Here is a 26236-nt window from a genome sequence, read left to right on the forward strand (position 1 = left end):
AAGAACCATCCCAAAGTATATTGGGATGGTTCTTTTAGTAATAGGCTTCAACATGTTTTTATTGATATCTCAATAAACGCTTGTTTTCTATAAGAATGTGTTTTTAAAATGAAAAACAGAAGGCTTATGGAATTTTATTTTAAAATATAGAAGTCAAAAGTTATTCATTTAAAGGGTAGATTAGTGAAGGAAATCTTAAATCTATTCTAAAGATCGAACTCATTTTTAGAATGCAAATATTTAATTGAATCGGGATGTTTAGATGAAAAAAATATAAGTCCACTCAAGATAAACAAGTATCAGGTGTGTTAGGTGGTTTAAGCGACAAGTATGGGATTGATGTAAGTATTCTTCGCATAGTAACTGCAGTATCAGATTTTTTTAGGGCCAAATTTTTTGGTAAGGCTAACGGATATTGTGAAAAAAGTACTACACTAAAGAATACAGTTTAGTTCAATAAGATAAAATTATGAATTTGTATAAATAATCCATAATTTTCTTTATGAGTTATATTTGATATGTTAAAGAAAAGAGAGGGGAGGGAAATGAAATAAGAATTTTTGATGAGCATTTTCATATTATCGATTTCAGTTTTCTGATTATTGAGAACTAAGGGTGTTTTCCGATGAATGAAATGTGTCCACATTTAGTAAAGCGTTTAATCCAACTAAAATATATTTAGAATGAGGTTTTAAATGTTTGTATTTATTATATTAGACGTAATATTACCGATATTAATATTGATGCTAATTGGTGCAATCTTACAAAGAAAGTTCCAATTTAACTTAAAGCAGCTATCTACACTTATTACTTATTGCTTAATGCCAGCGGCTGTATTTGTGAATATATATGATATTCGTATAGAAACAGGTTTGTTGCTCCAGATAATATACTATTTAATGCTTTATAGTCTGAGTCTGATCATAGTAAGTCATTTCATTTCAAAAATATTAAAGTTAGAAAAAGGAGAAAGTGCAGCTCTAAAAAATAGCATTTCGTTAATGAATTCCGGTAATTATGGGTTACCAGTAAGTCAATTGATTTTCAGTCACAATCCAGTGGGGGTTTCCATTCAAATTTTTATTGTTATTTTCCAGAATCTTTTAACTTATTCATATGGGATATATAACTTACTATCAGCAACAAAAACAATCGGAGGTATTATTCAATCATTTCTAAGACTGCCTGTATTTCATGCACTCGTATTAGGGGTTTTCTTTCAATCTTTTACAATTCAAATACCTAATTCTATCTTTATTCCTCTTAATCAGCTTGCGAATGGTTTTGTTGCAATAGCACTCATATTGCTAGGGGCACAATTATCCAACATTAAGCTTAATTTTTTCCATCGAGTCATAACATGGGCTTTAATTGGAAGGTTACTGATGGGACCATTATTAGCACTTGCCGTAATATACATACTAAACATCGATGGTATTGTTGCACAATCGTTATTTATTGCAAGTTCTTTTCCTACTTCAAGAAATACATCAACCATTGCTATGGAATATCAAATAGAGCCTGAATTACATGCACAAATCGTTTTATTTTCAACACTTTTCAGCATTATTACAGTAACTGTCGTTATTTATTTGTCATATATTTTGTTTTGAATATACGTGTTAAAACGAATAGATTTGAGGCGGTAAATGATGGCGGAAATCCCATAGATATGAGAAGAAAACAGTCTATGATATATTGGGTATCGTTTACAATTGTACCATGTCTGATAATCAAGTAGCTTAGCGAAAAAAGACACAATTTCGCTTATAATTGACGTTACATGAGCTTAGTTTGATAGCGGTGGGGTGGGAGTGTCAAGTAAGAAATTTTTCTTTATTGATTTTATGCGGTTTTTCCGCAAAATTGTAACTAAGGGGGATTCCAAGTTGAGTAAACAGAATATCAGCACAACAGTTTCAGGAGATATAATTGTTACCCATCTAGTTGGCAATATAAAAACAGATGATGTGTATGAATGGTTTAATGGTTTTGAGCAGGTTTGTCAGCAATTCATTTCTGAAGGGCGGAAATACAAATTGTTGGTGGATAGAAAAGGATACACGCCAAATCATTTTTCTGTTCAAAAAGTATGGAAAGAGAAGTTCTTCAATGAAATCATTTTGAATAACAGTAAGGCAATTGCATTTCTCCTTGAAGAGGGGGAGATAATGGATTATTTACAACAATCTAATACGAAAGAATCTGTGAGATTTTTTGATGATTATGAACAAGCGCTAATTTGGTTGAATGAATATCCAATATAAAACCTGTATTGAAGCAGTTGCTCTCAAGCAACTGCTTTTTTGTCCGTAATTGTTGCCGTTATTTTTCTTCACAGATTCTTGTCCAATTGTTTGTCTGATCCTAAAAAACGAAACTAAAGCAAAAAGAACAAACGCCTCTAAAAAACGTTTGTTCACAGTTAATTCCTATTTTAGCTAAGTGATAGATTACATTTTATGAGTAAGAGAAAGTCTTTTTATAAGTTTAGGAAGGACAGAAGTTAATTCCTGTTTCATACGCTTCGTAAACGATGGGTCCTTACCTGAAGTCGAAATAGTGACAACATATTCATCATTTCGTATAACGCCAGGTGTGTGAAACGATGATGCTGTACCATCACTTACAACGTTAACCCACTGGAAATCATGAGCGGCCTGTTTGACCATCATATTTACAGCATGTTGATTTGTAGCTGCATAAATTAGATGAGCATCTTTAATATCATCATTACTAAAAGTTTTTTGCTTCCAAGTAATATAAGGAAGTTCTTTCATTTCCTCGCAAATCTCGGGGCTAATAACGGTGACGAAAGCGCCTGTATCTTTTAATCCAGACGCTTTTCGATATGCAATTTTACCTCCACCAATGATAACGACCACTTTATTTTGCAGATTAAACATAAGGGGGTACATGTTATACATATATGCATTCCTCCATTCGTTCTAACAATGTTAATTTCATATATGTATCAAACTGTAGGCAATTACAAGTCGTCACGTGATCGTATTTTTTTGTATACAACTTAATTTTTTGAAGCAATAATCCGGTAAAGAGAAGGTAGGGCATGACATATACATGGGATGCAGTTGATGTTATAGTCTTTAGCTCAGCAGTAAAAGAGGGCGTTCCTTTCGTTAAAAAGGAGCATGATACTGGTAGACTGAGTTTTTGTTCGACAGCTGCTCCGATTTGTTGTAACTCATGTATCGGCTGAAAATCACTACTACCTCTCCCTACGAGTAAAACACTACTACCTTGCATTGGCATAGTTTCACGTATTCTTTTCACTACAAGTTCAACCATATGCGGATGCGTACTAAAAGGTTGTACAACTGAAAATGAGATATGTGGATATTGATTTTTCATTTTCGCTATCTCCAAAGGAATATCACGTTTATAGTGAGCTGCTGCAAATAATAAAACAGGTACAATCATTATTTCAGTTACTCCCTCTATTATCGTTTCTGTAACTGCATCCGAAATAGTAGGTGTCGTTAGTTCTAGAAAAGCTATTTTTTGAATTCTTTCGTTTCGCTCTTTCATAACAGATTGAATAAATTGAATGAATTGTTCATTACCTTCTTGTAGCCGGCTTCCATGTCCAACATATACAATTCCTTTCATTGTCTCACCATGTCTTTCTTCATAAGAGTTTCTTGTAATTGATGATCTACGTTATGAAACCCAACTTTATTTGCATAGTGTAAAGTTGGAACGTCGGGTATACGAGAATGGGAGAGTAAGAATATTGATAAAGCCAAGGCGTTTTATTTCTGCTAGAAACGTATCAATAGAAGCACGACCTTCAAATACAATGCTATCCCATGAGAATTCAGAAAGAATACGTGAATGAATTTCATCGAAGCGATGATCAATTGTGTACTCATGAGTCATCATATAGGAACCAGCACCAATTTTTTCTTGAATAACAGCAATTCGGTTAATGTTTCGTCCTAAATAAATCGTTGAATTCGAAGAAAATTGCGCAGGTTTACTGAACAATCCATATTGCATGAGCTTTTCTTGAATAGAAAGGTTCATATACTGAAGTTCTGCCTGTAAGGAACGAATATCTTTATGATATTTACTGCATGATTGCATTAAGATGTCTACACTGTCAGCGGAACAAAATACAAGACGATCAACGTTAAAAATCTTATTGATTTGTTCAGAGGTTACTGTGTATTCTTTCTTTTTGAAAGTTGGAATTTGATATATTTCTGCACCGGACTCTTGTAACTTTTGCTTTATTGCGCTTTTTTTATTTGTTGCAGCTGCAAATAAAACTTTCTTGCCGTGCAATGGTTTACGTTCTTTCCAAGAGATTTGATTCCGCAAAGTAACAACATCACCAACAATTGTCATAGAAGGATTAGAAATATTTTCGTTTTTGACAATAGAAACAATGGTAGACAGTGTCCCTGTGACAACGCGCTGTTTACCAGTTGTACCCCATTCAATGACTGCTACTGGCGTATCTTCTTTTTTTCCTGCTTGTAGTAAGTTTTCACAAATTGTAGGTAAGTTTTTTATACCCATGTAGTAGGCAATCGTGTCGCTATTGTGAGATGAATTATATTTTCCATGATCGGTTAAGGGACCTTTTGCATGTCCGGTTAATAAAGTGACACTATTACTGTAGTCACGGTGGGTGAGGGGAATACCTGCATAGCTACTAGCGGCGATGCTAGATGTAATGCCTGGTACAATTTCATATGGAATATTTGCTGCTGCTAAAGTTTCTGCTTCTTCACCAACACGGCCAAAAATAGATGGATCTCCGCCTTTTAATCGGACAATAATTTTGCCCTCTTTCGCAAATTGAAGAAGGTGTGCGTTAATTATTTCTTGTCGCATAATATGATTCTTTGGCATTTTTCCGCAATACATAAGTTCACATGTTTGTTTTGTATAGCTAAGAAAGAAAGGGTTTAGTAAACGGTCATATAAAACAATATCTGCACGTTTTAAACACTCTATCGCTTTTTTTGTAATAAGCCCTTCATCACCTGGTCCTGCACCAACTAAATATACATATCCGTTCATAATTGCACCTCATCAATTTTTATTTAAAAGGAAGCCAGAGGAGGCTTCCTTTCGAAAATTACATGTATAAATAAATGTCACCGTCAATAACTTCTACTTCGTATGTTTGAATACAGCCGTCATCAGGTTTTTGAACTTCACCTGTTAGTAGTGAGATTTTCCAATCATGCAGTGGACAAAAGACGAATTCTCCAGACACAATCCCTTCTGCTAACGGTCCGTTTTTATGAGGACAACGATTTTCTACAGCTCGAATATCGCCATTTGAAAGGCGGAATAGGGCGATAGACATACCTTTCATTTGCACTTCTTTACCGATTTGAATAGCAAGATCTTCCGCACGCATAACTTTTATTTTTTCTTTCGTGTGTATCATTTAGATCACAGCTCCTTATTTCACAGTTTCTACTTCATACATCGCTTTTAATGATTTCGTTTCTAGTGCTTGTCCCCATGCTTCCGTATATGTTCTACGAGCTGTTTGGAAACGTTCATTTAACGTAGTAACCATACTTGCATCTTGTAGTATTTCTTTTATGTGATCGAAGCCTAAACGTTCTGTCCAGTAGGCGGTACGCTCTCCGTAAATACCAGTTTCACGATAATATTGCATGTAAGCTGCAGCGATGCGAAGGACATCATCTTCAGTAGGGACAATCATTACAAAATCAGCTTCACGTACTTCTGTACCACCATTTCCGCCAATATAAAGTTGGAATCCATTTTCGACACAAACAACGCCAAAATCTTTCGTCAGTACTTCCGCACAGTTACGCGGACAGCCCGTTACACCCATCTTCATTTTATGAGGTGTATCTACCATTTCTAATGATTGTTCAAGGAGCATACCAAGTCCTAATGAATCTTTCGTACCGAAACGGCAGAAGCGAGAACCAACACATGATTTTACATTACGAAGCGATTTTGAATATGCATATCCCGAAGTCATATGTAAGTCAGCCCATATGTTAGGTAAATCTTGTTTCTTAACACCATATAAGCCGATTCGGCTTGCACCTGTAATTTTCACAAGAGGAACATCGTACTTTTTCGCAACTTCAGCAATTTTCATTAAATCATCAGCTGTTGTAACGCCTCCGTACATACGTGGAATAACAGAGAATGTACCATCGTGCTGGATGTTACCATTCATTCTTTCATTAACGAAACGGGACGATTTATCATCTTCATATTCTTCTGGAATCGCCATACGTAAATAGTAGTTTAAAGCAGGGCGGCATTTCGAACAGCCGTCTTCATGTGCAAAACCAAGAACATTTCGTACTTCTTTTGGAGATTTTAAGCCTTTCTCGTGAATGGCTGCTACGACTTCATCACGGGATAAAGGTGTACATCCACACATACCGGCAGATTGCGCTGAGGCATCAAAAGCATCTCCAAGTGTATGAGATAAAACTTGTTCCACAAGTGGACGACATTTACCACAAGAACCTGCGGCTTTCGTACAGCCTTTAACTTCTTCAAAAGTCGTTAACTCTTGTTCTAAAATGGCGTGAACGATTGAACCTTTCGTAACACCATTACATCCACAAATCGTGTCATCCGCACTCATTGTAGCAACGTCAAATTCACTTTCTTCACCAGCTTTGTGAAGAAGGGAAGCTGGTGTATATTCTTGTATATCTTCTTCCTTCTTTAACATGCTAAAGAGACGTGTACCGTCAGCTGTGTCACCATATAAAACGATACCGACGACTTTATTATCACGAATTAATACTTTTTTATAGGAACGTTTACATTCATCAAAGATTGATATTGCTTTCGTTTGATCATCTTCATAAATTTGACCAGCAGAGAATAAATCACAACCTGCAACTTTTAATTGCGTACCGACGATACTGCCCGAATATCCATCAGTTTGTAAATTTGTTATATGTTTTGCTAGTATCGCACCTTGTTCATAAAGAGGAGCAACAAGTCCATATGCGATACCGTCATGCTCTGCACATTCTCCAACTGCATAAATGGACTCATCATTTGTTAGCATATAGTCATTGACTACAATACCGCGATTTACAATTAAACCAGCATCTTTTGCTATTTGCGTATTTGGGCGTATTCCGACAGCCATTACGATTAAATCACAATCTACAACTTCACCATCTTCAAATTGAATGCCCTCAACATGGTCTGTACCAAGAATTTTTACAGTTTTCTTTTCCATTAGAAATTTCATGCCTTGCGCTTCTAAATCTTCGCGCAGAAGAGAAGCTGCTTTCGTATCTAGTTGTTGCTCCATTAAGTTTGGCATTAAATGAACAACATGTACGTCCATCCCTAAGTCAATAAGACCTCTTGCGGCTTCTAAACCAAGTAACCCACCACCAATGACAACAGCCTTTTTCTTTTCATTAGCGGTATCAATCATAAATTGTGTATCTTCAATTGTTCGAAATCCTGTTACACCAGGGAGAGTGGAACCTTCTACAGGCAAAATAAAAGCACTAGAACCTGTTGCGATAATGAGTTTGTCATATGTAAGAGTACGATTCTTTTCTGTAATAATAATTTTTTCTTCTCGGTTAATACTTTGAACTTTTTCATTTGTATACAAAGTTATTTCGTTTTCTTCATACCAACTGTATTCATTCATAATGATATCTTGCATATTTGTTTTGCCTTGTAAAACATGAGAGAGCATAATACGGTTGTAGTTTGGATGAGGTTCATCTCCAAAAATAGTAATCTCATATGAATCACTATCATGTTTTAATATTTCTTCCATACAGCGTATGCCAGCCATACCATTTCCGATCATAACTAAACGTTTTTTCATTTTCGTTTCCCCTTTTTCTGTGAAATGTTGAACAAAGGATTATGTTTTTATTATAGAAAATCAAAAAAGGAAGAGATGTGATGTTTATCACATTTTTATAATGATTCACAAATTGTTAAAATTCGGATTTATTCGAGAGGGATGTGTATAGTCTTTACCAAATGAAAGAGCAGGACATAAGTATGTATACTCATGTCCTGCTCTTTATTTATGCTCTCGTAATGGCACGTGGAAATAAAATATTATTTTCTAAATGAATGTGCTCAAATAAATCAGACTCTAGCGCTTCAAGACGTTGGTAAACAAGTCGATAAGTACCGCAAGCTCCTTCTGGAGGAGTAAAGTCATTTGTAACTTTACGAAGTTCTTTAATAATGTTGCCTGCGTGGTTATGTTCATTTTCCAACTCATCTACTATTTTACGTAATTTCACATAGTTTTCGTCAATTGGATTTTGTTCAAATTCTAAAATTAATGGGAAATCTTCTGTTTCTTCTTTAATTAAATGCTGTTCTAATTCCATCTTTAATTCGTGAAATAGCTTATGAATTTGAGCTAAGTGAGGCTGACTTGCTCCGTGGACGCGTAATACTTTCGTCACATACGGACTTAACTGTGGTAATTCTTCATTTAAATAGCGATGATGCTTATTTATAACATAATCAATCAATTCACGATAAGAAGCATTTTTCCAATCAATTTCAGATTCATTTAATCGTTTCGTATTATGATAAAGCGTATTTAATTCTGTAAGTACTTCTGTTGCTGATAAATTTCTTTCATCAATTGCATCAATAAGTGGTTTATTACCACCACAACAAAAGTCTATTCTATATGATTTAAAAAGATTACTAGCTTTTGGAAATTGTGTAACAATCTCACCGACAATAGAAGTTTCAGTAAATGTATGTTCCATATGAATGCCTCCATAAAGTTTGAATGTAATATCTAAATTAAGAATAGCAATAAATGAAAAACAATGTGGTGATTGAAATCACTTATAATGTGTCAATTTTAAGGATAATCAAATGAGTTTTATAAAAGGAAGAGGGAGAGGGAATTCGTCATAATAGTTTCTGATAATAAAAAAGAAGCTTACTAGAAGCTTCTTTTTTACTACTATTTTTCACATGCAACTCCATCGCCATCACGATCAAGATGTGAGTCATAACCTGGTTGTCCTTTATATAGAGGAGCTTTCCCGGCAGCTCTAACTGCGGCACAATTTTTGTAATATGCACTACTAGTATTTCCTGAAGCAGGTTGTGTTTGAGCTTGCTGTGCTTTTTGCTCTTCTTGTTGCTTACGAGCTTGTTCATCAGCCTGGCGTTTTTCATCCTCTTGCTTACGAGCTTGCTCATCAGCTAGGCGTTTTTGCTCTTTTTGTTGTTTACGAGCTTGTTCACCAGCCTGACGTTTTTGTTCCTCTTGTTGTTTACGAGCTTGTTCATCAGCCTGGCGTTTTTCATCCTCTTGCTTACGAGCTTGTTCATCGGCTAGACGCTTCTCATCTTCTTGCTTTTGAGTTTTTTCGTCCGCCTCTTTTTTCTTTTCGCTATCTTTCTGTTCTTCATTGTTAGAAGCAACTTTTGTACTAGTTGCTGTCGTTTTTTCAGAAGAAGAATCTGAAATACCTGATAGCGCAACAAAAATGACAAATAATACGGCTGTAATAATAAATTGTTTTTTCGCTACACCTGTTTTCTTAATAACAGATAAGATTGCTAGAACAAGGAAGAATATAAATAGAATGAAACTTAAAGTAGAAAAAAACTCGACGACGGGGTGTTCCGATTTTGTTGTACTGGCCGTTATTAATATAATAGAAATCATAAAAAGAATAACGGTAGGACGTCCATATTGTTTTGCTTTTCCATTTTTCTTAAAGAATGAAATAATACATAAGATTAAAAGAATAAAAGCAATAAAAAATAAAGCTGCACCAATATTACTTAAAATCGTCATTTTCATACCTCGATTTGTAAGATTCTTCTTATTGATTATATAGGAACTTATTGGATATTACACGTTTTATATAAATTTAGAAAGTTAATATTTTTACTAGACTTATAAACATTTATTTTGTATATAAGGAAAAATAGATATATTTCCTATTACGTTTTGAAAGAGATTTCATAAATTATAGTATATCGATTGAAAGGAGGAGATTTGAATGGAATTTCAATTGTTGGTAACTTGTATATTACAAGAAGGTAATGCTTACTTTTTAGTAACGAAGGTAGACGATGTTATTACGTTAAAAGTACCGATTACTGCGGGAGTAGCAGGTTTATTTTTAGCTTTAGGTGTACCAAGATGTTCTTAATTTAAATCTCTATAGTAGAAGGGGAAGGGACATGCCTTCCTTTTCTACTATTACATAATATAATTATGTAAACTTAAATATCATATTTGTGATAGCACGTTTGAAATGGACATGCATATACTATAATGTTTCATTGGATGTTAGCGGTGAAAGGTAGTTTTAATAAGTGCATCCAGTGATGTTTTTAAGTTATGAAAATAAAAGAGGTGCTATTATATATGAAAAGAAAAACATTTGATATTCCAGTTACATTGCGAAGAGAGTGGTTTTTACTAGAGTTAGCTTATTTAACGAAAAAATATGGAATTGAAATTGCAACTAGCAAAATGGATGCTGCACCGTTTTTAAGAGATCAAGTTACAGAATCAAAGATAGGGAAAGGGTTACAATACGATAAATATGATGATGAATATATAATTGAAAATTAAAGGGTAACAACAAAATTAAATTAATTTATAACAAAGTATAAAATAAAGCAGATTCTAAATATAGAATCTGCTTTATTATGAAGTACTTGTAGTCAACTAACCTCTTTCTAGTGTTTTTCCTACATATTTCTCTTGCGTTATTCCAAAAGATTCACGAAGAATGCGAGCATAATCTTTAGATTCTATTGGTCGTTTATTTTTAGTGCCTTTAAAGGTTTCTGTATAATTTTTATTTGTTAATGATATGTGACCATAAGTAGTTAATTTACAAGTGATAGCCCCTTTATTAAAAGGAGATTCTTTATGCTCTACAATCACTTTTTGAATGTTATTCACTTTTTTCTCATCTATTGGATCTACAGTGAAAGCATAGCCTATTTTCCATTCGTTTGAAGGTTCAGATTGTAAGAAACTTGTAGATTCCCCGTTAGCTCCTTTTCTCATTTCTAAAATATGCGTACCTTTTCGAGTATTTCGCTTACGAATTCGATATTCTCCTGTTTGAGAGGAGATGACTTCTCCGTTAAAAGGGACTGGATGTAAAGGGAGATGAGATGCAAAACCTGCATCCACAACATAATCTTTATCCTCATGACTTAATATGATAATGACATGACCATCATCGGGTTTCCATTTATTATCGTACAGATCATAAACAGTACCGGCTACTTTGTATACTTGAAACCCACAATCAATTAAAAAATAATACAATAAGGAGTTTAATTCATAACAAAGTCCACCTCGTTTTTGAATAAGTAACTTTTCTATTAAGTTATCTTTTGAGATATTTTTAATAGTACCTGCCATAATATCAAGATTTTCATAGGGGAGAATCATTCCCATTTTTAAGAGAATTTCATCTAAATCATCAAATGTTATTTCTTTTGCAGGAATTTTTAAGCGTTTAAAAAACTCCTTTTGTAAATTGGTCATCATAAAGTATTCTCCTTTCTTTTTACAGAATTTTCTTCTGCTCACCGATAGGTTAGTACTTCTAAAAAGTTAATTCAAGTGCGCGGAAATTATCATAATATATGTTTCTGGAAATGTGATTGTTTTTTCTGAAATTTCAGTTTAATTTTTAATCGTAGGAAAGTCTTATAATATAAGCTCCTTTAAAATTAGTTTGTATTTAATGAAAAGAAAGTACAGATCTTTATTATATTTTTAAATAACTAACTAGTAATAAAATGTTTTTTTACTAAAATTTTTTCAAGATTTGTATGCTTTATATAAACAATATTGATTTGAAAAATATCTGGATGTAGCTAAGTAAACAATTATTGAGAAACTTTTTTGTCGTATTCTATCAAAAGGAAGAGGTAGAAACAAAGAGAATAACGAGAGTTAAGAAAGAGGGTATACAACTAGTAACCTTCTAAAAATAGGGCTAACATCTTTTTAAAATAAAAGATTAGCTATTATTAAGGAAGGGAAAATATAAAATATTATAAAGAACACCTTCTTTCAAAAAAATAGGGGGAGTAATATGCGACTGATGAGAAGATGTGTGGCCTTACTAATTGTATTTTTTATCATGGCTCCAACGATTAGCACAAATGTACAGGCAGAAGTTGTAAAAGAGCTTGGAAAGGGGTTTCCTGATACAGAAGTATTCACACCTGGAGAATGGTTTTTAGGCCAAAAACCTGCTAATTATGATGAGAATAAACCGCCAATTCTCTTTGTACAAGGAAGAAATGGTAATGCTGATAGTTGGTATGGAAAGACAGTATATCATGATATAAATGATATGTATGATTATGCTTTAAAAGCAGGCTATCAAACAGTGTTTATACAATTGTATGATGCTGCGGGGAAAGGTTCGGCTAGTCAGTGGGATAACGGAAAATTGTTAGCACAAAAACTGGAAGAAATATATAATCATTTCGGTAAAAAAGTTAATATTGTAGCGCATAGTAAAGGTGGTATTGATACACAAGCCGCATTAGTTGAATATGGTGCGAATCGATTTGTTGGAAATGTTATTACACTTGCTACACCGCATCACGGCTCAAATTTAGCAGATTTGTCATATAGTTGGTGGGCAGGGTGGCTTGCTTCTATATTAGGTCAAAAAGATGATGGTACGTACTCGTTACAAATAGGTGAAATGGCAAAGTTTCGTTCAATAATAGATAACAACCCAGCAGCTAAATTAAACCGTTACTATACGGCTACTGGAACTAGCTGGGGGCCAACATTTTCTGCATTATCTATGGGTGGGGTATATTTATCATCGTACGGTTCAAATGATGGACTAGTAAATGAATGGAGTGCCAAGCTATCGTACGGTACACATTTATTTACAGATTTCAGATTTGATCATGACAATATAAGAAAAGGATCAGCTGTTTTTGCACGAATTGAACCATATTTACGTACGACAAATGTGGGATTACCAGCTTTAGTAGCATCCAGCACTAGTTCAAATGAAAATCTAGAACAATTAAATACAACTTCAAATCAAAATATTTTAGGAGGCGAATTACCACAAAATCAGTGGATAGAGCAAAGTATTTCTGTTGATAAAAAGGCTGAAGGAATAGTTTCTGTACTAACTGCTTCTTCTGATGTTGAAGTACAAATGGTATCTCCAAAAGGAAAAATCTATGCAAATAAAGATAGCGCTATAACTACTAGTGAAGGCGAATCTTTCTTTAATGGGGCGACAATTAGAACATTTAAGTTTGATAAATTGGAAGTAGGCGAATGGAAAATCAAAATGATGGCGAAGCAGTCGAAAGATGCATATTTAGTTGTAAGCGATTACAAGGATGGCGCGCCATTTGTTCTTCAAATGCCTACAAAAGTTAAAGTAAATAAACCTGAGTATAAACTGAAAAAATCACCTGTAGCACCTGAAATGAAAGGGGATCTTTCCATAACAGTAAGAGTCGTTAATAAAGAAGGTAAGTTAGTCTCTGAATTTAATGAATTACAAAATGTTAATACGAATACATTTACAGGTGCTTTGAAAGATATAAAACAACCGGGAGTATATAACGTTACGATGGATATAAAAGGGATGAATAAAGAAGGAAAATCATATAATCGTACGATTGTTAAGTCGGTTTATGTAGAGAAATAAGGAAGAATAAATAAGTATAATAAAAAAGTGCAGAAATCTTGTGTTAGAAAGAATTCTGCACTTTTTTGCGTGATGAAAGATAATAAAAGTCGAAGAAAACTGTTATTCAATAAAAAAAGATGCTGAAATAGCATCTGAATGTAAAGAAATAATATTAACTTAGTTTTGTAACTGTTAATTCAACTGAATTTATACCATTGTCACAAGTTGCAATACTTTGACGATTAAAACCACTATTATTTCTAAGTTGAAGAGTTGAATTAGCAGGCACTGTAACAATCGTTTCGCCAACAAGTTGAAGACATTCGTTATTTGATGAAGTATTCATTTGAATAGCGAAGTCACCTTGACTATTAGCAAGTGGATTGTTATTTAAAAATATGGTTATGACTGGGATATGTGGAAATACAGGATTTAAAGTAGTATTAATACTGGAAATGAACGAAACTCTATAATCACCAGCTTGTCTAAAGTGTATAGTAGTGGGATTTAGTAAGGAAACACCTCCAGCTAAAGGTCCAACGTGATTAAATGGAAAAGGATCGCCAAAAGGAACAGTTATAAATTCAGTTTGCCAAAAAGTTCCGTATGCAGGACAGCTTCGTTTATGTGAATGGTCACATGAACATTTTTTATACGAGTTTGAAGAATGATAGTATGAACCCAATATATTACCTCCTATTCTTAATAAATTTAAACCACATAGTAGTTTATGAAGGTGAATCACAATTGGCGTGTATGCTTGTAGTATAAAAGGAGATAGATGTGGAATATAAAGTGGTCAAATGATGAAATGTAGTATTTGGGTATTACCTGTAACACCTTTTGAAGATGATAAGGTTCATAATTTGATAGAAAAATAAATGGAATTTCTAAATAGATTGAAGTAACGAGGAACCGTTTATCCCGCTATTTTCCGAGCAGTAAGACTCCCATCTCAAAATTCAGCGAAAGCAAAGAAGTTAGGTGGGGATGAACAAAACCCCCACTCATTAAAGTTTCACTTTACTATATTAATTTCGTCTGACAAACAGCAATATTATCTTTCGCTGTATGGATGTTATCATTTGGTGAAGTTATGGCATTTAACTGTATGTATATTAGGTTATTCAGTTTATTTTTTTATTTGCGTAGCTGAGCAGGAAGAAGTCAGAAAATATAGAATAATGTACATATGAAGCATCGTTTGTTTTTGGTGTGAATAGTAATTAAAGATACGCTAAAATATTTAAAATTGTAACGAAAGAGAGATTAAATAATAGAGGGAGCAACTTACATGGAAAATATATTAAAGGTATCTTCAAAATCAAGCCCAAATTCAGTCGCGGGTGCAATAGCGGGTGTACTAAGAACAAGTGGTAATGTGGAAATTCAAGCGATTGGGGCTGGAGCTATAAATCAAGCGATTAAAGCAATTGCGATTGCAAGAGGGTTCGTCGCTCCAAGTGGTATTGACTTAGCCTTCGTACCAGCATTTCAAGAGATTTCTATCAATAATGAAGAAAGAACAGCGATTAAATTAATTGTAGGCCCTAGAAAGAAAAGGTCTTAGTAGAAGAGAGTGTTACTATAAGGGGAAAAGACCAATAGACTTCCCATGTTAGATACGTTATTTTATGTAACCGATTCTTGGGTGTGGACATGGCATTATGCCGGACGCATGTCTGTTAAGTTCTCCTTAAACTTAGCGAGTGTTCTAGATACTTAAAAATGCCAAATCCTTTGTGATATAAGGGATTTGGCATTTTTGATGTTTTTAAAAATAAACAACCCTAAAACTGCTCATTTAGAAGATTTAGTTTTAGTAGCGGCCATTGAACGTTTTTATGATAGTTTACCTGATAAATAGAAGAGTTTACCAATGAAAAGTAACTGGGGGATTCAAAAAATGAATCAAACTATTTTAGAGAAAGTCCTAAAATTTCGGGATGATAGGAACTGGAAGCAGTTCCACAATCCTAAAGATTTAGCTATTTCTCTTTCTTTAGAGGCGAGTGAGTTGTTGGAGAATTTTCAGTGGAAAAGCAGTGAGGAAGCTGTAGAAACAAAAAAAGAAGACATGAAAGATGAGTTGGCAGATCAATTGGATATTGACTTAGAAGAGATTATTATAAACAAAATAGAAAAAATAATAAAAAATATCCAGTAGAGAAATCTCGAGACTCTAAAAAGAAATATAATGAAATTTAAAAAAGGTGGAATTAAATATGTTATATCTTTTTACTGCAAGTAAAGATAGTGCTATAAAAAATTTGGAAGCTACTATTGAAAAAACATATCCTATTTCTACATGTTTAGCAGATTTAGATGCCGATACAGTAACTAAACTTAAAGATAATGAATTACATGAGAATGTATGTATGTGGGGAGCAACTCCTGGTTCTTCAAATGTTGATAGATGGGAAAAGTTAAAAGAGGGTGACGGGATTTTAGCATATTCTAAAGGGGAATTTAAGTTTTTCGGGACAATTTTTGCTAAGACTCATAACCCAGATGTGGCTAGAAAAATTTAGAAAACAAACGATAATGATGAAACTTGGGAATACATCTATTTTATTAAGGACCTAAAACCTGTGAACATTAAAGCAATCGAATTCGCAGCTTTCTTTGGCTACAAATTGAACCATACACCACAAGGATTTACTAATATTGATTCGGATTTTAGTAAAGTAAAGATTGCAGAAGAAGAGAAATCGGAAAATCGAAAAAAACTAAAATGGAATCTGGTAGGGAAGTATGGCCTCGTGATCCGAAAAAAGCTAAACAAGCTATTAAACAGGCAGAATTTAAATGTGAAATAGATGACACACATGAAACATTTGTATCGGGAGCCAGCCGAAAAAATTATATGGAGGCCCATCATCTAATACCGTTAAGAATGCAACATGATTTTGAAAATAGTTTAGATGTTGTTGGAAATATAGTTAGTATATGTCCGAACTGTCATAGGTTGATTCATTATGGAAGAGACAAAGATAAGAAAAAAGTTTTAGAACTTCTCTTTGAATAAAGAAAAGATTCTTTGAAGAAGTTCGGTATTGAGGTATTTCTCAAAGAGCTATTTGGATACTATGGAATTCTAAAATAAGAATATTCATAGCTATAGGGAAGGTAGAATGTTTCATACTTAAACATAGGTATTATTGTGATGGAAATTTAAATTTCGTCTTTTGAAAGTATCAATAATTTGTATTATTTTTATAGGGTTATATATTTTTCTTTTGCTCTGCTGTATAGCAGAGCTCTTTTTTTGTCGTACAAAAGCCACCTATATATGTGAAGTGCACCCCAATTGTTAGGCTGTGTCTAACAATTGGGGTGCACTTCAGTCCTGTCGGGCGGCTTCTTTTAATTTATATTCACCAATTCATCAAACTTAAACTTAGTATTCAAACCAAAAGCATCTGTACAATATATAGTTTTCGTCATCGGTTCAATATGTAATACATTTATGTACATGTCTTGCACCATTCCATCACGATAGTATGAGATATGTATTTCTTCTTCCTCGTGAAAAGATTGCATTAACGCTCTTTCTATTCGTTCCATAGTATCTTGTGTTAAAAAAGGTTTAGGTACTTTATATTGTTCCTCAAACATTCTATGTATTTCCTCGTATTGCTCCGGTATTGAAGCAAACGGATTCCATTTCACCATACCTCTTCCACGTACTACAGGAAAGCCGTTATATTCCATGATGTAATACCTCACTTTTGTTTTTTTAACTCCACTACAAACAAACGTGTGTTCTTTTTTGGTTTGAAATGGGACCATTTTGTTAACATGAATATTCAAAAATAATTTTTTCAAGTTAGAATATTCAAAAACTTATTTATGCAAACAAGCATGTCATGATAACATTTAACAAAAGGGGGTAGAAGTAGATGAGTGTTGACATTATTTCTAAAGAAGAAATCACAAAATTATTAAACGACTGGTATCAAGCTATGATTTCACAACGTGTATTACAGTCTCAGAAAATAAAAGAAGATATTGCAAATAAAATCAATAATATTAAGGAAGACCAAACAATATTAGTCTACTACGCTTTATTGAATGCACGGTATAAACTGCTAATTCGGGATATGGATAGTACAAAAGATATTCTGGACAAAATCGAGCCTTTACCAGAGTCTACAGAGACATTTTTAGAGTACTATCATCATTTATTTAAAGCAATTTACGCTATTAATAAAGCAAACCATAGTGAAGCAAGAATGCAATTTGAAAAAGCTGAAACGTTTTTAGAGTACATGCATGATGAAATTGAAAAAGCTGAATTTAATTATTGGCTTGCAGTCCATTACTATCACGTATTAAAACCGATCCTAGCAGTTCAATTTGCTACAAAGGCGAATGAAGTATTTTCAATTAGTCCAGGGTATGAATTAAAAACTGCAGCATGCTTAAATACTTTAGGAATGGCACACATTCGACTAAATGAATTCGAAAGTGCAGAGGAATATTTACTTTCAGCACTAGGTACCTTCCAAAAATCTAATGATGAACTTCTTATTAAACGAGTTAAGCATAATTTAGGACTTTTATACGCAAGTCAAAACATGCCAGAGTTAGCAATTAAACACTTAGAGGATTCATTAGAAAATAACGCTAAAACTATGTTTCTTTTAGCAAGAGAACATTTTAAGTTAGGTTATAGTCATATCGCTAATGAATATATTGAGAATGGCTATAAGATTAGCGACTTATGTTATCGTCATCATTTCCGAATTTTAAAAGCAGTACATAACTATGTACCGCAAGAAGAATTAGAAAATGTGGTTATAGAAGGTATTTCGTATTTTGAAAAAGAAGAATTATATGATTGGGTAAAAGAATATGCTTCTCTTTTAGGTGAAATATTCTATGGTTCAGAAAATCATAGAAAAGCAAGCAAGTATTTGCACATCGCTTTAGATGCAGACAAAAAGAGCATAGAAAGAAGGGCGCTAAAATGAAAAAAGCAATCTTATTAATGATGATGTTATCCGCTGTTTTTACTTTTGGTCTTACTAATGCAAAAGACATACCACAAAACGAAGCAATTGAAGTGTTTATGGATCATGGAGAACATATTTAAAACCTAAGGAAGAGGGCGCTTATAGTGTCCTCTTTTTAATATCTATTATTTATATGATGAGGTTGCAGGTACGTCTTTTGGTTATTGTTTGATAAACGTAAGATGTTTCTAAAAATGTGTATACAAAGGTGTATTTTTGTACTGTATATGTTCACGTACTATATAAAAAAGTATGAAAATCTATAAAAATAATTATTTCAATAAAATTTGTTTTAGATATTAAAAAGTGCCAAAACCCTTGTGGTATAAGGGGTTTGGCACTTTTGTGTTTTTTATATTTTATCAAATAAACAACCCTAAAACTGCTCATTCTTCTCCCAAGATTCAACGATATAGTATGGAAAACCTTATTATATCAAGGTTTTTAAGTGGTGATTTCCCTCGATGCTCACATTTTGCTCACATTAAATCTTTTCATTTTTTATCAGGTGTTTTCATTAGATTTGATTATGCTCTCGAAGTTTTCCGCTGCTTGTTGCTGCATGTTCTGTGTGATGTGGCTATACTTGTCTAAAGTCATTTGAATAGATGAGTGTCCTAAGCGATCTTGTACGATTTTAGGGTGTTCTCCAGCCTGAAGCATGAGTGTAGCGTGAGTATGTCGTAAGTCGTGTATACGAATTCGGGGAACACCAGCTTTTTTATAGTGATCATTCAAAAAGCGATGGGGAGCATCTATATGTAAGGGCGAATGTATCGTATTGCCAGTGAAAATATAGGCCTCTTCATTCAAGTGTATACCCCAGCGAAAAAATTCTTTCTTTTTATAGGAATAGTAAGATTGTAACTTCTCTATAACAAAAGAAGAGATACTAATGTTTCTATTTGAAGACTTAGTTTTTGTAGCAGCTTTAAAAAGTCCTTTTTCTGTTTTTACAAGCGATTTATTAACCAGGATACGTTTATTATCAAAGTCAATATCTTTCCATGTTAGTGCAAGTAATTCTCCGCGTCTCATACCTGTATAGATTGCGAGTAAGAAGAACATATGGTACTTGGTATTTTTTTCTTTTAAATACTGGAGGAATCGATTACATTCTTCGCTAGACCATGTTTTCATCTCACCTTGCTCTTCACGTGGTTTTTTAACCTTATTCATTATATTATCATGTATGATTTCCCATTCTACAGCGTGTTTGAAAATGCATCTTAGGCAGCGGTGGATATTGCTAATTGTACCATTTGACAGCCCTTTTTCTTTAAGTTCAGCATAGTAGCTTTGAATCATTACGGACTTAATACTTTTAATTTTTTTATAACTAAATGGGGGAAGGATATAGAGCTTAACTAAGCTCATGTCTTTTTCATAAGATGTAATTTTTAATTCAGCTTTACGAAGAGGCTTTAACTTTTCCCATACATCTAAAACAGTTAATTGTTTGTCATCAAAATATATTCCTTTCTCTATCTCTGTAATCATCGTTGCAGCAGCATTTTGGGCTTCTTTTTTTGTTCTAAATCCACTCTTACTTTTTTGCTGGCGTTTTCCTGTGGCCGGATCTATACCGATATCAATTGTAAAAGACCACGTATTTCCACGTTTACGAAAACTTCCTTTCATATTCAAAACCTCCTGAATCGTTATCTTTGAAAATTAAAGTATTGTGATATTTTGTTCTGTAATTTACTTGCTAATAATTGATTTTTATAATGTAAGAGCCTTTTTTCAGCAAACTGTGTTGTTACATTGAATTTTTCTGAGATTATATTTGCTTTTAACTGTAGGGGAGGAAGCTTTCGTAACATAAAAGTAGGTACACAAAATTGTTGTGCGAAATTTTTAGCTTTTGCTTCCTGATAATCTAGAAACATTTGATGCATTAATAATTGATTACCAGAATGAAATAGGATGTGACAGGTCTCATGGCCAAAATCCTCCCATTGTTCTTGCTGAGAGATACGATTATCAATAACTAAGTTAGCTATTTGATTTCTTTCCATTGCATGACTTCCAAACGGAGCGAAGTACAGCCAAATGTTTAGCTTTTTCGCAATCTCCATCATATCAATTTGCTCGGGAACAATAATAGATAAGGATTGGTACAAGTGCTGGATATAGTCTTCAAGTTGTGTTGTGTAGTAGGGTTGCGATTGAAACAAAATAGTTCACTCCATTCAAATTTAAAAAAAGAACGTATGTTCTTTTTATTATAATATAATAAAAAAAGGATGTTTGGAAGGGGATTGGCATTTATAATTTAATAAAAACATAATAAAAAATTAAGATAATATATTTTACGACTTAATAACTTGTCAGAAATGAAATGTTAAGATACGGTAATGGATGAATGAAATATATGGTAAAGTGGGTTGAGAGAGTGCGGAAATGAAAACAAGCATAAAACAAAATAAGTTATGGAACATTTCAATTTATGTAGAGAGACACTGATTTCTATGGGAAAAGAAGGTTTACCTTTTTATGAAGATGAAACAGGAATTTGGAGATAGCGGAACTTGATAACTAATATTATTTTTGATTATGTTTGTCTAATTACTATATTTAAACAATTTGTTGGGTGGGTGATTTTATGAGACCAGGTGATTATATAGGAAACTATGAGATTATTAGTAAAATAGGATCCGGTGGTAATGGAATAGTTTTTAAAGTCAAAAAGAAAGATGATGGTGAATTTTATGCATTAAAAACTATTAAAGTTAACATAAAAAATTTAAAGAAAAATTTCAGAGAGCAGACCCGAATAAAAAGATTTATTAATGAAATCAATGTGGTAAAAAATGTTCAGAATGAAATACCTGGAGTACTTCCTATACTTGATGATTGTATATATGAAATTGATCAAATTACTTATAAGAATAAACCGTATTATGTAATGCCTATAGCTGTATCTTTAAAAGATAAGATAGTTGAATATGATATCGAGGAGAAAATATACTGCATAATTGAGCTGTGTAAGACATTAATCGAACTACATAAAAGAGGAATTGCTCATCGAGATATTAAACCAGAAAACATATATTGGTTAGATGGAACTTGGTATTTAAGTGATTTTGGACTAGTCAAATATCCTGAAGGAGAAGAACTTACTAAAACGCGTGAGGCCGTAGGACCTTGGACTACGTTGGCACCAGAAATGAAAAGAAATGCGAAAAATGCAACGCCTTTTCCTGCAGATATTTATTCATTAGCTAAAACGTTATGGATGATACTTACAAACAATTATAAGGGATTTGATGGTCAATATAACTATAATAATTCTTTTATCTCACTAGAGACTTATTGCAAAGATTTAAATAATCCTCATTTAACAACTCTACATCTGTTATTAAATTCAGCTACGTCTGATGAGCCCCAAAATAGACAAGATGCGTTAAGGTTTTATGAGGATTTGGAAAATTGGATTGAAATTAAAGATGATTTCGAAAAACGTTCGAAAGCAGAATGGGATTTTATTATACAAGAAATATGTCCTTCACAAGCTGAAAGCCTAAGTTGGAGAAAAGTAGACACAATTGTAAATGTATTAAGTAGTATTAGTAAATTGGGCTTCTTAAATCATGTGTTTCTACCTAATAAGGGTGGCTTAGATTTAATAGAGTGCCAACTGTCTAATCAGAAGGGCTATATAGAATTAAATTTAAATAATATTACAAGGGTTATAAAACCTAAAAGGCTTAGCTTAGAGACTTTTGATGATCCTCAGTGGAATCATTTATTCTTGGAGACTGAAGAAATAGCACCAAGTGGGGTTTATGAGTATGACATTTCAAGTAACCCAACTGAAGAATATTTATTAGAAATAGAACCAGGGAAATATATAGAGCCTTATCATGCTAATTATGGGCATTTTAAAGGAAAGACGTTGCCATCCTCTAGTAGATCAATCACATTAGGATTAAAAGGAAGTTATGTAATATTTCCTAAATATTCATTTTATAATTTAGGAATAGATGGATATGATGGTCTTCAAAATTTTTATAATACGCCTGAAAAGTTTAGGGGATTTATTGAAAGTATTATTGATAAGATTGAATGGAGAAAAAAACATCCTGAAGAAGTGGTAATGTTAGAAAAAATAAAACAACAAGAAAAGGAATTAGAAAGAAAAGCTTATGTTGCGAGATATGAAGAAGAAAAAAAACAAATTTTAAATTACTCTAAGAAGTACAATTTAAATTTTTGTGAAAATTACACTCAAATTCCTGTGGATAAATGTAAATATTATATTGAAATTGGTATTGTTCCTTCAATTACTTTATATCCAACTAAAAGATATACTTTTGAGATAAAAAAAGAAAGCGCAATAACACTTGAAATGTTATTAAATCGAGAAAATAAGTTTGAAAATTATCTGGAGTTTTATAATTGGGAGGAGGTAAAGGAATTTGTAAGTAAAATAAAAGAAGACTATAGTAATTTTATTAATCAATTTGAGATATTAAATAGTATGTATACATCTATCAGATTAAAGAGGATTTATAAACCATCAACAATATTTACACAACAAGATATAGAAAAATTAATATTTAATGCAAATGACCGAGTAACAAACCAATTAGTGATAAATCATGAGGGAGCAGTTGAACTGATTTCGATAGAATCTATTGATGATAACTTTAAACTAGATAATTATCCTGTAGTTGGCGAAGTTTTTTACAAACAAACTAATTCAGTGGGAAATACAGCAGAATATTCTTCTGGTGATTTAGAAGAGATGTATAGGTATATGTTAGATACTTGGTATCGACATTTAGTAGATGGTGAAAGGAAGAGTTTATCTGATTATTGCATGTATAGCATAGAAGAACTATTAGAAAATATAAAAATTGCAGCTCGAAAGTATAAATAGTTTTAAAGGTTATATTTTATTTTCTATTTTTAAACAAGGGTCTATTAGATTATACAAATTGGTGTGAATTTTAATTGTAACCAAAATATTTATCATAGGTTTATGAGGAATATTTTGGTTTAATTATGTATAGAACCTAAATAAGCAAACCTGAAAACAGGCTAAAGTTGCATGTTTTTAGGTTTGCTTATTTTTAAGGCTTACGATCCTCTTCTTTTAATTTAATGAATTCCCAGAATTTTTTCAGTTCTGCACGTTTCTCGGAAGAAGCGTCTTTAATATCTTTAAACCACAGGCCTAATTCTGGATCATTTATGATAGCATCTATGTCTGAGGGGCTAGTTTGTTTGAAGTCAGATCCTCTGCCTATTAAAAAATCAGTAGAGACAGAAAAAAGATTTGCTATCTTTAAGATAGTTTCCATAGGTGGTTGTTTAGTATCATTTTCATATGCTGTATATGTAGTACGGGCAACACCTAGTTGATTAGCTACATATGTTTGTGTCCATGCAGCGTTTTCTTTTTTTTTCTCTTCTCGCAAGCACTTTAGTCTTTGACCAAACGTATTCAAAGTAGTCACCACCATTGTTTTTTAATTTTACTTTTAATTATAAACGAATTTTTGTGTTACTAATAGTAACTTGAATTAATGTTCCTAAAGGAAACTTTCTGTTGATTTGTTCCTTTTAGTAACGTATAATTTCATTAAGATGTTCCTTAAAGGAACGAGGAGGTGATCATAATGAGAAATTGGTTAAAAGAATTTAGATGTGTAAGAGGTTTTACTCATCGAGATATTGCAAATAAATGCGAAATATCTAGAAGTTATTATACACATATTGAAAATGGGACAAAAACACCGTCTGTAAAAATAGCTCGAAAAATAGGAATGCATTTAAATTTTAAATGGACAATTTTTTTTGAGAAATGATGTTCCTTAAAGGAACAATTTATCCTATAAGGAGGTGATATCAATGATTAACTTCGATATCGAATCATTTCGTCAAATCATCCGAGAAGAAGTACAAAGAGCAACAGAACATCTTCAGCCAATGAAAGAATTACCACCATTTTTAACTATTACAGAATTAATGGAACTATTACATATTAAACGTACCAAAGCATCTGAGTTATTAAACCGTTCTGATTTTCCAGTATGTCGTGAAGCCGGGGTTCTTATTCCTACACACCTTCTTTTTAAGTGGATGGAGAATCACACTGAATGGGTAGAAAACAATACGGAGTATTACAATACATTTAAAGAATCCGTCTAATAACAAATTACCATAGTAAGTTGTCACAAATAAATAATGCTTTAGGTACGAATGGGGGAAGTAAACGATGTCCATAGGAAAAGAAGTTGCTATGGCACGAAAACGAAAGGGAATCACCCAAGAACAACTCTCCTTAGAAATCCCCGTGAGTCGTGAGTCACTAGCAAAATATGAAACTGAACAGCGACGATTACCAGAAGATTTAAGAAAATGCATTACAGAAGGAATTGATGATCCGCAGTTATTTTTTAAAATGTGGAATGAAGCAACAGGTAATGTAAGTATCCCATTCTTTAATGGAGAGCATATAGATATTCATCCTACAAGCATGAGGTACATGGTCAATCAAGAAATAAATGAAGCTTTGAAACAACTCGATACGGTATGTTGGTTTAAGCCTTCACAAACTTGGTCCGAAAGTGATAAAGAAGATTTGAAAAAGGTAATGCATGTAGTCTTGGATGCTACAGGTTCGATGATGAGCCTCGTAGCGGTCCTATGTGATCAATATGGTATTTCAATGAAAGAAGTCTTTAAGTACTGGAAAGTATCATTACGAGCAAGGAAGTATATAAAAGCTTAATTTAATTATTTTATTGCGGAGGTTTAAGTTATGACGATTGATTATGCAAGTCCAACTTTAAATCAATATAAAGCTCTAATTCGTAAGGAAGCAAATTTATATGGTGATATTCGAATTGCAGCAGTTTGTGGGGACTATATGAAAGCTAGGGGTTTAAAACAAGAGAAGAAATTAATGGAGATAAGAATTCGAATTATAGAAGCAGCATTTGTTTTGAAAAACAAAAAGAAAAAAGGAAAGGCCACCGCGTAGCCTGCGATAGCCAATCATGACAATAGATGAATTGTAGCATACTTCAATTTAATGCGACAAGCAATTGTGCTTGTCGTTATGATCAGAAAGGCTGAGTTCCCATTTTTTAATAGATTCTGCTTTTTCTTTCTGTTCATAACGATGCGTACAGTATCAAATTACTAGAAATGAGGAATAAGTCATGAAATCAGAATGTAATCGTCTGTTTGATTTAGTTCTACCAGGGGATTTTACCTTTGCAAATGAATTACATACTTGCATGGTTACATGTCTTCATAATCTGTTCAATGCTGAATCGTTGGATGAAGCAAATCGTTGGGAAATGGAATTAAATCGATGTACACAGGAGTTTAAAATTCTACGTAATGCAAAAGAGGAGCATGAAATATCTAAGAGTTATCGTGTAGTTATTAAAAGGTTTCAAGAAAAGGGGATTAACGCATCATTAGTTAGTCGTAAAAAATAAAAATCTATCACTTGGCAGAGTGATAGATTTTAGACTCTTATAGAGAGTCTTTCTAAAAATAGAATTGGATTAAGTATAT

The 26236-nt window shown here is 33.0% G+C and carries 30 protein-coding genes and 2 pseudogenes; 19 read left to right on the top strand and 13 right to left on the bottom strand.

Going from position 1 to position 26236, the window contains the following annotated elements; genetic code table 11:
• Positions 1-266 precede the first annotated feature (266 nt).
• The 3 genes and pseudogenes from MR136_RS13915 to MR136_RS13925 form a co-directional block, all read left to right on the top strand.
• A pseudogene (locus MR136_RS13915) lies at positions 267-395 on the top strand (PspC domain-containing protein); the annotation flags it as partial.
• Between the two features lie 300 nt (positions 396-695).
• Positions 696-1613, top strand: a complete 918-nt coding sequence (locus MR136_RS13920) for an AEC family transporter (protein WP_000497498.1) — start codon at positions 696-698, stop codon at positions 1611-1613.
• A 234-nt stretch (positions 1614-1847) separates the two neighbouring features.
• Entirely contained in the window at positions 1848-2267 is a 420-nt protein-coding gene (locus MR136_RS13925) for an STAS/SEC14 domain-containing protein (protein ID WP_073339619.1), read from the top strand.
• Positions 2268-2453: 186 nt separating this feature from the next.
• On the opposite strand, the gene MR136_RS13930 is transcribed toward MR136_RS13925, so the two are convergent.
• The 7 genes and pseudogenes from MR136_RS13930 to MR136_RS13960 form a co-directional block, all read right to left on the bottom strand.
• The gene (locus MR136_RS13930; RefSeq protein ID WP_242259490.1) at positions 2454-2927 is read right to left on the bottom strand and encodes a precorrin-2 dehydrogenase; all 474 of its coding nucleotides are present in this window, start codon (positions 2925-2927) and stop codon (positions 2454-2456) included.
• Positions 2920-3630, bottom strand: coding sequence for a sirohydrochlorin chelatase (locus tag MR136_RS13935; RefSeq protein ID WP_000676478.1), 711 nt, complete (start codon positions 3628-3630; stop codon positions 2920-2922). Before MR136_RS13935 ends, MR136_RS13930 begins: the two co-directional genes overlap by 8 nt.
• Positions 3627-5052 (bottom strand): annotated as a pseudogene (locus tag MR136_RS13940) (uroporphyrin-III C-methyltransferase). Before MR136_RS13940 ends, MR136_RS13935 begins: the two are co-directional and overlap by 4 nt.
• 58 nt (positions 5053-5110) lie before the next feature.
• Positions 5111-5428, bottom strand: coding sequence for a nitrite reductase small subunit NirD (gene nirD / locus MR136_RS13945; RefSeq protein WP_000581982.1), 318 nt, complete (start codon positions 5426-5428; stop codon positions 5111-5113).
• A gap of 15 nt (positions 5429-5443) precedes the next feature.
• Positions 5444-7849: an NADPH-nitrite reductase large subunit gene (gene nirB, locus MR136_RS13950; RefSeq protein ID WP_242259491.1), complete on the bottom strand. Its 2406-nt coding sequence runs from the start codon at positions 7847-7849 to the stop codon at positions 5444-5446.
• Between the two features lie 208 nt (positions 7850-8057).
• Positions 8058-8765 (bottom strand): iron-sulfur cluster repair di-iron protein, encoded by a 708-nt coding sequence (gene ric / locus MR136_RS13955; protein ID WP_017673375.1) that lies wholly within the window; start codon positions 8763-8765, stop codon positions 8058-8060.
• A 203-nt stretch (positions 8766-8968) separates the two neighbouring features.
• On the bottom strand, positions 8969-9814 hold the full coding sequence (locus MR136_RS13960) for an excalibur calcium-binding domain-containing protein (protein WP_242259492.1): 846 nt from the start codon (positions 9812-9814) through the stop codon (positions 8969-8971).
• Positions 9815-10022: 208 nt separating this feature from the next.
• On the opposite strand from MR136_RS13960, the gene exsG reads away from it, so the two are divergent.
• Positions 10023-10175, top strand: a complete 153-nt coding sequence (exsG, locus tag MR136_RS13965; RefSeq protein ID WP_000395679.1) for an exosporium protein ExsG — start codon at positions 10023-10025, stop codon at positions 10173-10175.
• A gap of 218 nt (positions 10176-10393) precedes the next feature.
• Entirely contained in the window at positions 10394-10603 is a 210-nt protein-coding gene (locus MR136_RS13970; RefSeq protein ID WP_000824197.1) for a hypothetical protein, read from the top strand.
• A gap of 96 nt (positions 10604-10699) precedes the next feature.
• Here the strand turns inward: MR136_RS13970 and MR136_RS13975 are convergent, their stop codons facing one another.
• Positions 10700-11539, bottom strand: a complete 840-nt coding sequence (locus MR136_RS13975) for an arylamine N-acetyltransferase family protein (protein WP_000988903.1) — start codon at positions 11537-11539, stop codon at positions 10700-10702.
• 553 nt (positions 11540-12092) lie between these two features.
• Between MR136_RS13975 and MR136_RS13980 the strand changes: the two genes are divergently transcribed.
• On the top strand, positions 12093-13694 hold the full coding sequence (locus MR136_RS13980) for an esterase/lipase family protein (RefSeq protein ID WP_242259493.1): 1602 nt from the start codon (positions 12093-12095) through the stop codon (positions 13692-13694).
• 154 nt (positions 13695-13848) lie between these two features.
• On the opposite strand, the gene MR136_RS13985 is transcribed toward MR136_RS13980, so the two are convergent.
• Positions 13849-14361 (bottom strand): hypothetical protein, encoded by a 513-nt coding sequence (locus tag MR136_RS13985; RefSeq protein WP_000536147.1) that lies wholly within the window; start codon positions 14359-14361, stop codon positions 13849-13851.
• Positions 14362-14970: 609 nt separating this feature from the next.
• Between MR136_RS13985 and MR136_RS13990 the strand changes: the two genes are divergently transcribed.
• The 5 genes from MR136_RS13990 to MR136_RS14010 all read left to right on the top strand — a co-directional run bounded on the left by MR136_RS13990 (position 14971) and on the right by MR136_RS14010 (position 16704).
• Positions 14971-15246: a stage V sporulation protein S gene (locus tag MR136_RS13990; protein ID WP_000427801.1), complete on the top strand. Its 276-nt coding sequence runs from the start codon at positions 14971-14973 to the stop codon at positions 15244-15246.
• Positions 15247-15555: 309 nt separating this feature from the next.
• On the top strand, positions 15556-15843 hold the full coding sequence (locus tag MR136_RS13995) for a nucleoside triphosphate pyrophosphohydrolase family protein (protein WP_002025705.1): 288 nt from the start codon (positions 15556-15558) through the stop codon (positions 15841-15843).
• 58 nt (positions 15844-15901) lie between these two features.
• Positions 15902-16207, top strand: a complete 306-nt coding sequence (locus tag MR136_RS14000; protein ID WP_000966109.1) for a hypothetical protein — start codon at positions 15902-15904, stop codon at positions 16205-16207.
• A gap of 60 nt (positions 16208-16267) precedes the next feature.
• Complete coding sequence (locus tag MR136_RS14005) at positions 16268-16495, top strand: hypothetical protein (RefSeq protein WP_242259518.1); 228 nt, start codon at positions 16268-16270, stop codon at positions 16493-16495.
• A 77-nt stretch (positions 16496-16572) separates the two neighbouring features.
• A complete protein-coding gene (locus MR136_RS14010; RefSeq protein WP_002197704.1) occupies positions 16573-16704 on the top strand; it encodes a hypothetical protein in 132 nt (43 codons plus the stop codon).
• 338 nt (positions 16705-17042) lie between these two features.
• On the opposite strand, the gene MR136_RS14015 is transcribed toward MR136_RS14010, so the two are convergent.
• A complete protein-coding gene (locus MR136_RS14015; protein WP_000456182.1) occupies positions 17043-17390 on the bottom strand; it encodes a YolD-like family protein in 348 nt (115 codons plus the stop codon).
• A 188-nt stretch (positions 17391-17578) separates the two neighbouring features.
• Here MR136_RS14015 and MR136_RS14020 point away from each other — a divergent pair, with 188 nt between their 5' ends.
• Positions 17579-18652: a response regulator aspartate phosphatase gene (locus MR136_RS14020; protein ID WP_000109855.1), complete on the top strand. Its 1074-nt coding sequence runs from the start codon at positions 17579-17581 to the stop codon at positions 18650-18652.
• On the top strand, positions 18649-18774 hold the full coding sequence (locus MR136_RS14025) for an aspartate phosphatase (protein WP_000709201.1): 126 nt from the start codon (positions 18649-18651) through the stop codon (positions 18772-18774). Before MR136_RS14020 ends, MR136_RS14025 begins: the two co-directional genes overlap by 4 nt.
• Before the next feature lie 424 nt (positions 18775-19198).
• Here the strand turns inward: MR136_RS14025 and MR136_RS14030 are convergent, their stop codons facing one another.
• A complete protein-coding gene (locus tag MR136_RS14030; protein ID WP_078420699.1) occupies positions 19199-20335 on the bottom strand; it encodes a site-specific integrase in 1137 nt (378 codons plus the stop codon).
• A 20-nt stretch (positions 20336-20355) separates the two neighbouring features.
• On the bottom strand, positions 20356-20874 hold the full coding sequence (locus MR136_RS14035; RefSeq protein ID WP_078420698.1) for an ImmA/IrrE family metallo-endopeptidase: 519 nt from the start codon (positions 20872-20874) through the stop codon (positions 20356-20358).
• A gap of 428 nt (positions 20875-21302) precedes the next feature.
• Between MR136_RS14035 and MR136_RS14040 the strand changes: the two genes are divergently transcribed.
• Positions 21303-23582: a protein kinase domain-containing protein gene (locus MR136_RS14040; RefSeq protein ID WP_078420697.1), complete on the top strand. Its 2280-nt coding sequence runs from the start codon at positions 21303-21305 to the stop codon at positions 23580-23582.
• Between the two features lie 193 nt (positions 23583-23775).
• Here the strand turns inward: MR136_RS14040 and MR136_RS14045 are convergent, their stop codons facing one another.
• On the bottom strand, positions 23776-24153 hold the full coding sequence (locus MR136_RS14045) for a helix-turn-helix domain-containing protein (RefSeq protein WP_078420696.1): 378 nt from the start codon (positions 24151-24153) through the stop codon (positions 23776-23778).
• A gap of 171 nt (positions 24154-24324) precedes the next feature.
• Here MR136_RS14045 and MR136_RS14050 point away from each other — a divergent pair, with 171 nt between their 5' ends.
• The 5 genes from MR136_RS14050 (at position 24325) to MR136_RS14070 (ending at position 26157) form a co-directional block, all read left to right on the top strand.
• On the top strand, positions 24325-24513 hold the full coding sequence (locus MR136_RS14050) for a helix-turn-helix transcriptional regulator (RefSeq protein WP_078420695.1): 189 nt from the start codon (positions 24325-24327) through the stop codon (positions 24511-24513).
• Between the two features lie 43 nt (positions 24514-24556).
• A complete protein-coding gene (locus MR136_RS14055; protein WP_078420694.1) occupies positions 24557-24856 on the top strand; it encodes a MerR family transcriptional regulator in 300 nt (99 codons plus the stop codon).
• A 67-nt stretch (positions 24857-24923) separates the two neighbouring features.
• Positions 24924-25439, top strand: coding sequence for a helix-turn-helix domain-containing protein (locus MR136_RS14060; RefSeq protein WP_078420693.1), 516 nt, complete (start codon positions 24924-24926; stop codon positions 25437-25439).
• A 30-nt stretch (positions 25440-25469) separates the two neighbouring features.
• Positions 25470-25691 (top strand): RNA polymerase subunit sigma, encoded by a 222-nt coding sequence (locus MR136_RS14065; RefSeq protein WP_078420692.1) that lies wholly within the window; start codon positions 25470-25472, stop codon positions 25689-25691.
• A gap of 181 nt (positions 25692-25872) precedes the next feature.
• Positions 25873-26157 (top strand): hypothetical protein, encoded by a 285-nt coding sequence (locus MR136_RS14070; protein WP_078420691.1) that lies wholly within the window; start codon positions 25873-25875, stop codon positions 26155-26157.
• Positions 26158-26236 lie beyond the last annotated feature (79 nt).

This window comes from Bacillus cereus group sp. BfR-BA-01311, assembly GCF_022664295.1.
GTDB lineage: Bacteria > Bacillota > Bacilli > Bacillales > Bacillaceae_G > Bacillus_A > Bacillus_A cereus.

Excerpts from the sequence above, each read along its gene's own strand:
- MR136_RS13920 (WP_000497498.1), top strand. The coding sequence starts at position 696 with ATGTTTGTATTTATTATATTAGACGTAATATTACCGATATTAATATTG.
- MR136_RS13925 (WP_073339619.1), top strand. The coding sequence starts at position 1,848 with ATGCGGTTTTTCCGCAAAATTGTAACTAAGGGGGATTCCAAGTTGAGT.
- MR136_RS13930 (WP_242259490.1), bottom strand. The coding sequence starts at position 2,927 with ATGTATAACATGTACCCCCTTATGTTTAATCTGCAAAATAAAGTGGTC.
- MR136_RS13935 (WP_000676478.1), bottom strand. The coding sequence starts at position 3,630 with ATGAAAGGAATTGTATATGTTGGACATGGAAGCCGGCTACAAGAAGGT.
- nirD (WP_000581982.1), bottom strand. The coding sequence starts at position 5,428 with ATGATACACACGAAAGAAAAAATAAAAGTTATGCGTGCGGAAGATCTT.
- nirB (WP_242259491.1), bottom strand. The coding sequence starts at position 7,849 with ATGAAAAAACGTTTAGTTATGATCGGAAATGGTATGGCTGGCATACGC.
- ric (WP_017673375.1), bottom strand. The coding sequence starts at position 8,765 with ATGGAACATACATTTACTGAAACTTCTATTGTCGGTGAGATTGTTACA.
- MR136_RS13960 (WP_242259492.1), bottom strand. The coding sequence starts at position 9,814 with ATGACGATTTTAAGTAATATTGGTGCAGCTTTATTTTTTATTGCTTTT.
- exsG (WP_000395679.1), top strand. The coding sequence starts at position 10,023 with ATGGAATTTCAATTGTTGGTAACTTGTATATTACAAGAAGGTAATGCT.
- MR136_RS13970 (WP_000824197.1), top strand. The coding sequence starts at position 10,394 with ATGAAAAGAAAAACATTTGATATTCCAGTTACATTGCGAAGAGAGTGG.
- MR136_RS13975 (WP_000988903.1), bottom strand. The coding sequence starts at position 11,539 with ATGATGACCAATTTACAAAAGGAGTTTTTTAAACGCTTAAAAATTCCT.
- MR136_RS13980 (WP_242259493.1), top strand. The coding sequence starts at position 12,093 with ATGCGACTGATGAGAAGATGTGTGGCCTTACTAATTGTATTTTTTATC.
- MR136_RS13990 (WP_000427801.1), top strand. The coding sequence starts at position 14,971 with ATGGAAAATATATTAAAGGTATCTTCAAAATCAAGCCCAAATTCAGTC.
- MR136_RS13995 (WP_002025705.1), top strand. The coding sequence starts at position 15,556 with ATGAAAAGTAACTGGGGGATTCAAAAAATGAATCAAACTATTTTAGAG.
- MR136_RS14000 (WP_000966109.1), top strand. The coding sequence starts at position 15,902 with ATGTTATATCTTTTTACTGCAAGTAAAGATAGTGCTATAAAAAATTTG.
- MR136_RS14010 (WP_002197704.1), top strand. The coding sequence starts at position 16,573 with ATGCAACATGATTTTGAAAATAGTTTAGATGTTGTTGGAAATATAGTT.
- MR136_RS14015 (WP_000456182.1), bottom strand. The coding sequence starts at position 17,390 with ATGGAATATAACGGCTTTCCTGTAGTACGTGGAAGAGGTATGGTGAAA.
- MR136_RS14020 (WP_000109855.1), top strand. The coding sequence starts at position 17,579 with ATGAGTGTTGACATTATTTCTAAAGAAGAAATCACAAAATTATTAAAC.
- MR136_RS14025 (WP_000709201.1), top strand. The coding sequence starts at position 18,649 with ATGAAAAAAGCAATCTTATTAATGATGATGTTATCCGCTGTTTTTACT.
- MR136_RS14030 (WP_078420699.1), bottom strand. The coding sequence starts at position 20,335 with ATGAAAGGAAGTTTTCGTAAACGTGGAAATACGTGGTCTTTTACAATT.
- MR136_RS14040 (WP_078420697.1), top strand. The coding sequence starts at position 21,303 with ATGAGACCAGGTGATTATATAGGAAACTATGAGATTATTAGTAAAATA.
- MR136_RS14050 (WP_078420695.1), top strand. The coding sequence starts at position 24,325 with ATGAGAAATTGGTTAAAAGAATTTAGATGTGTAAGAGGTTTTACTCAT.
- MR136_RS14055 (WP_078420694.1), top strand. The coding sequence starts at position 24,557 with ATGATTAACTTCGATATCGAATCATTTCGTCAAATCATCCGAGAAGAA.
- MR136_RS14060 (WP_078420693.1), top strand. The coding sequence starts at position 24,924 with ATGTCCATAGGAAAAGAAGTTGCTATGGCACGAAAACGAAAGGGAATC.
- MR136_RS14065 (WP_078420692.1), top strand. The coding sequence starts at position 25,470 with ATGACGATTGATTATGCAAGTCCAACTTTAAATCAATATAAAGCTCTA.
- MR136_RS14070 (WP_078420691.1), top strand. The coding sequence starts at position 25,873 with ATGAAATCAGAATGTAATCGTCTGTTTGATTTAGTTCTACCAGGGGAT.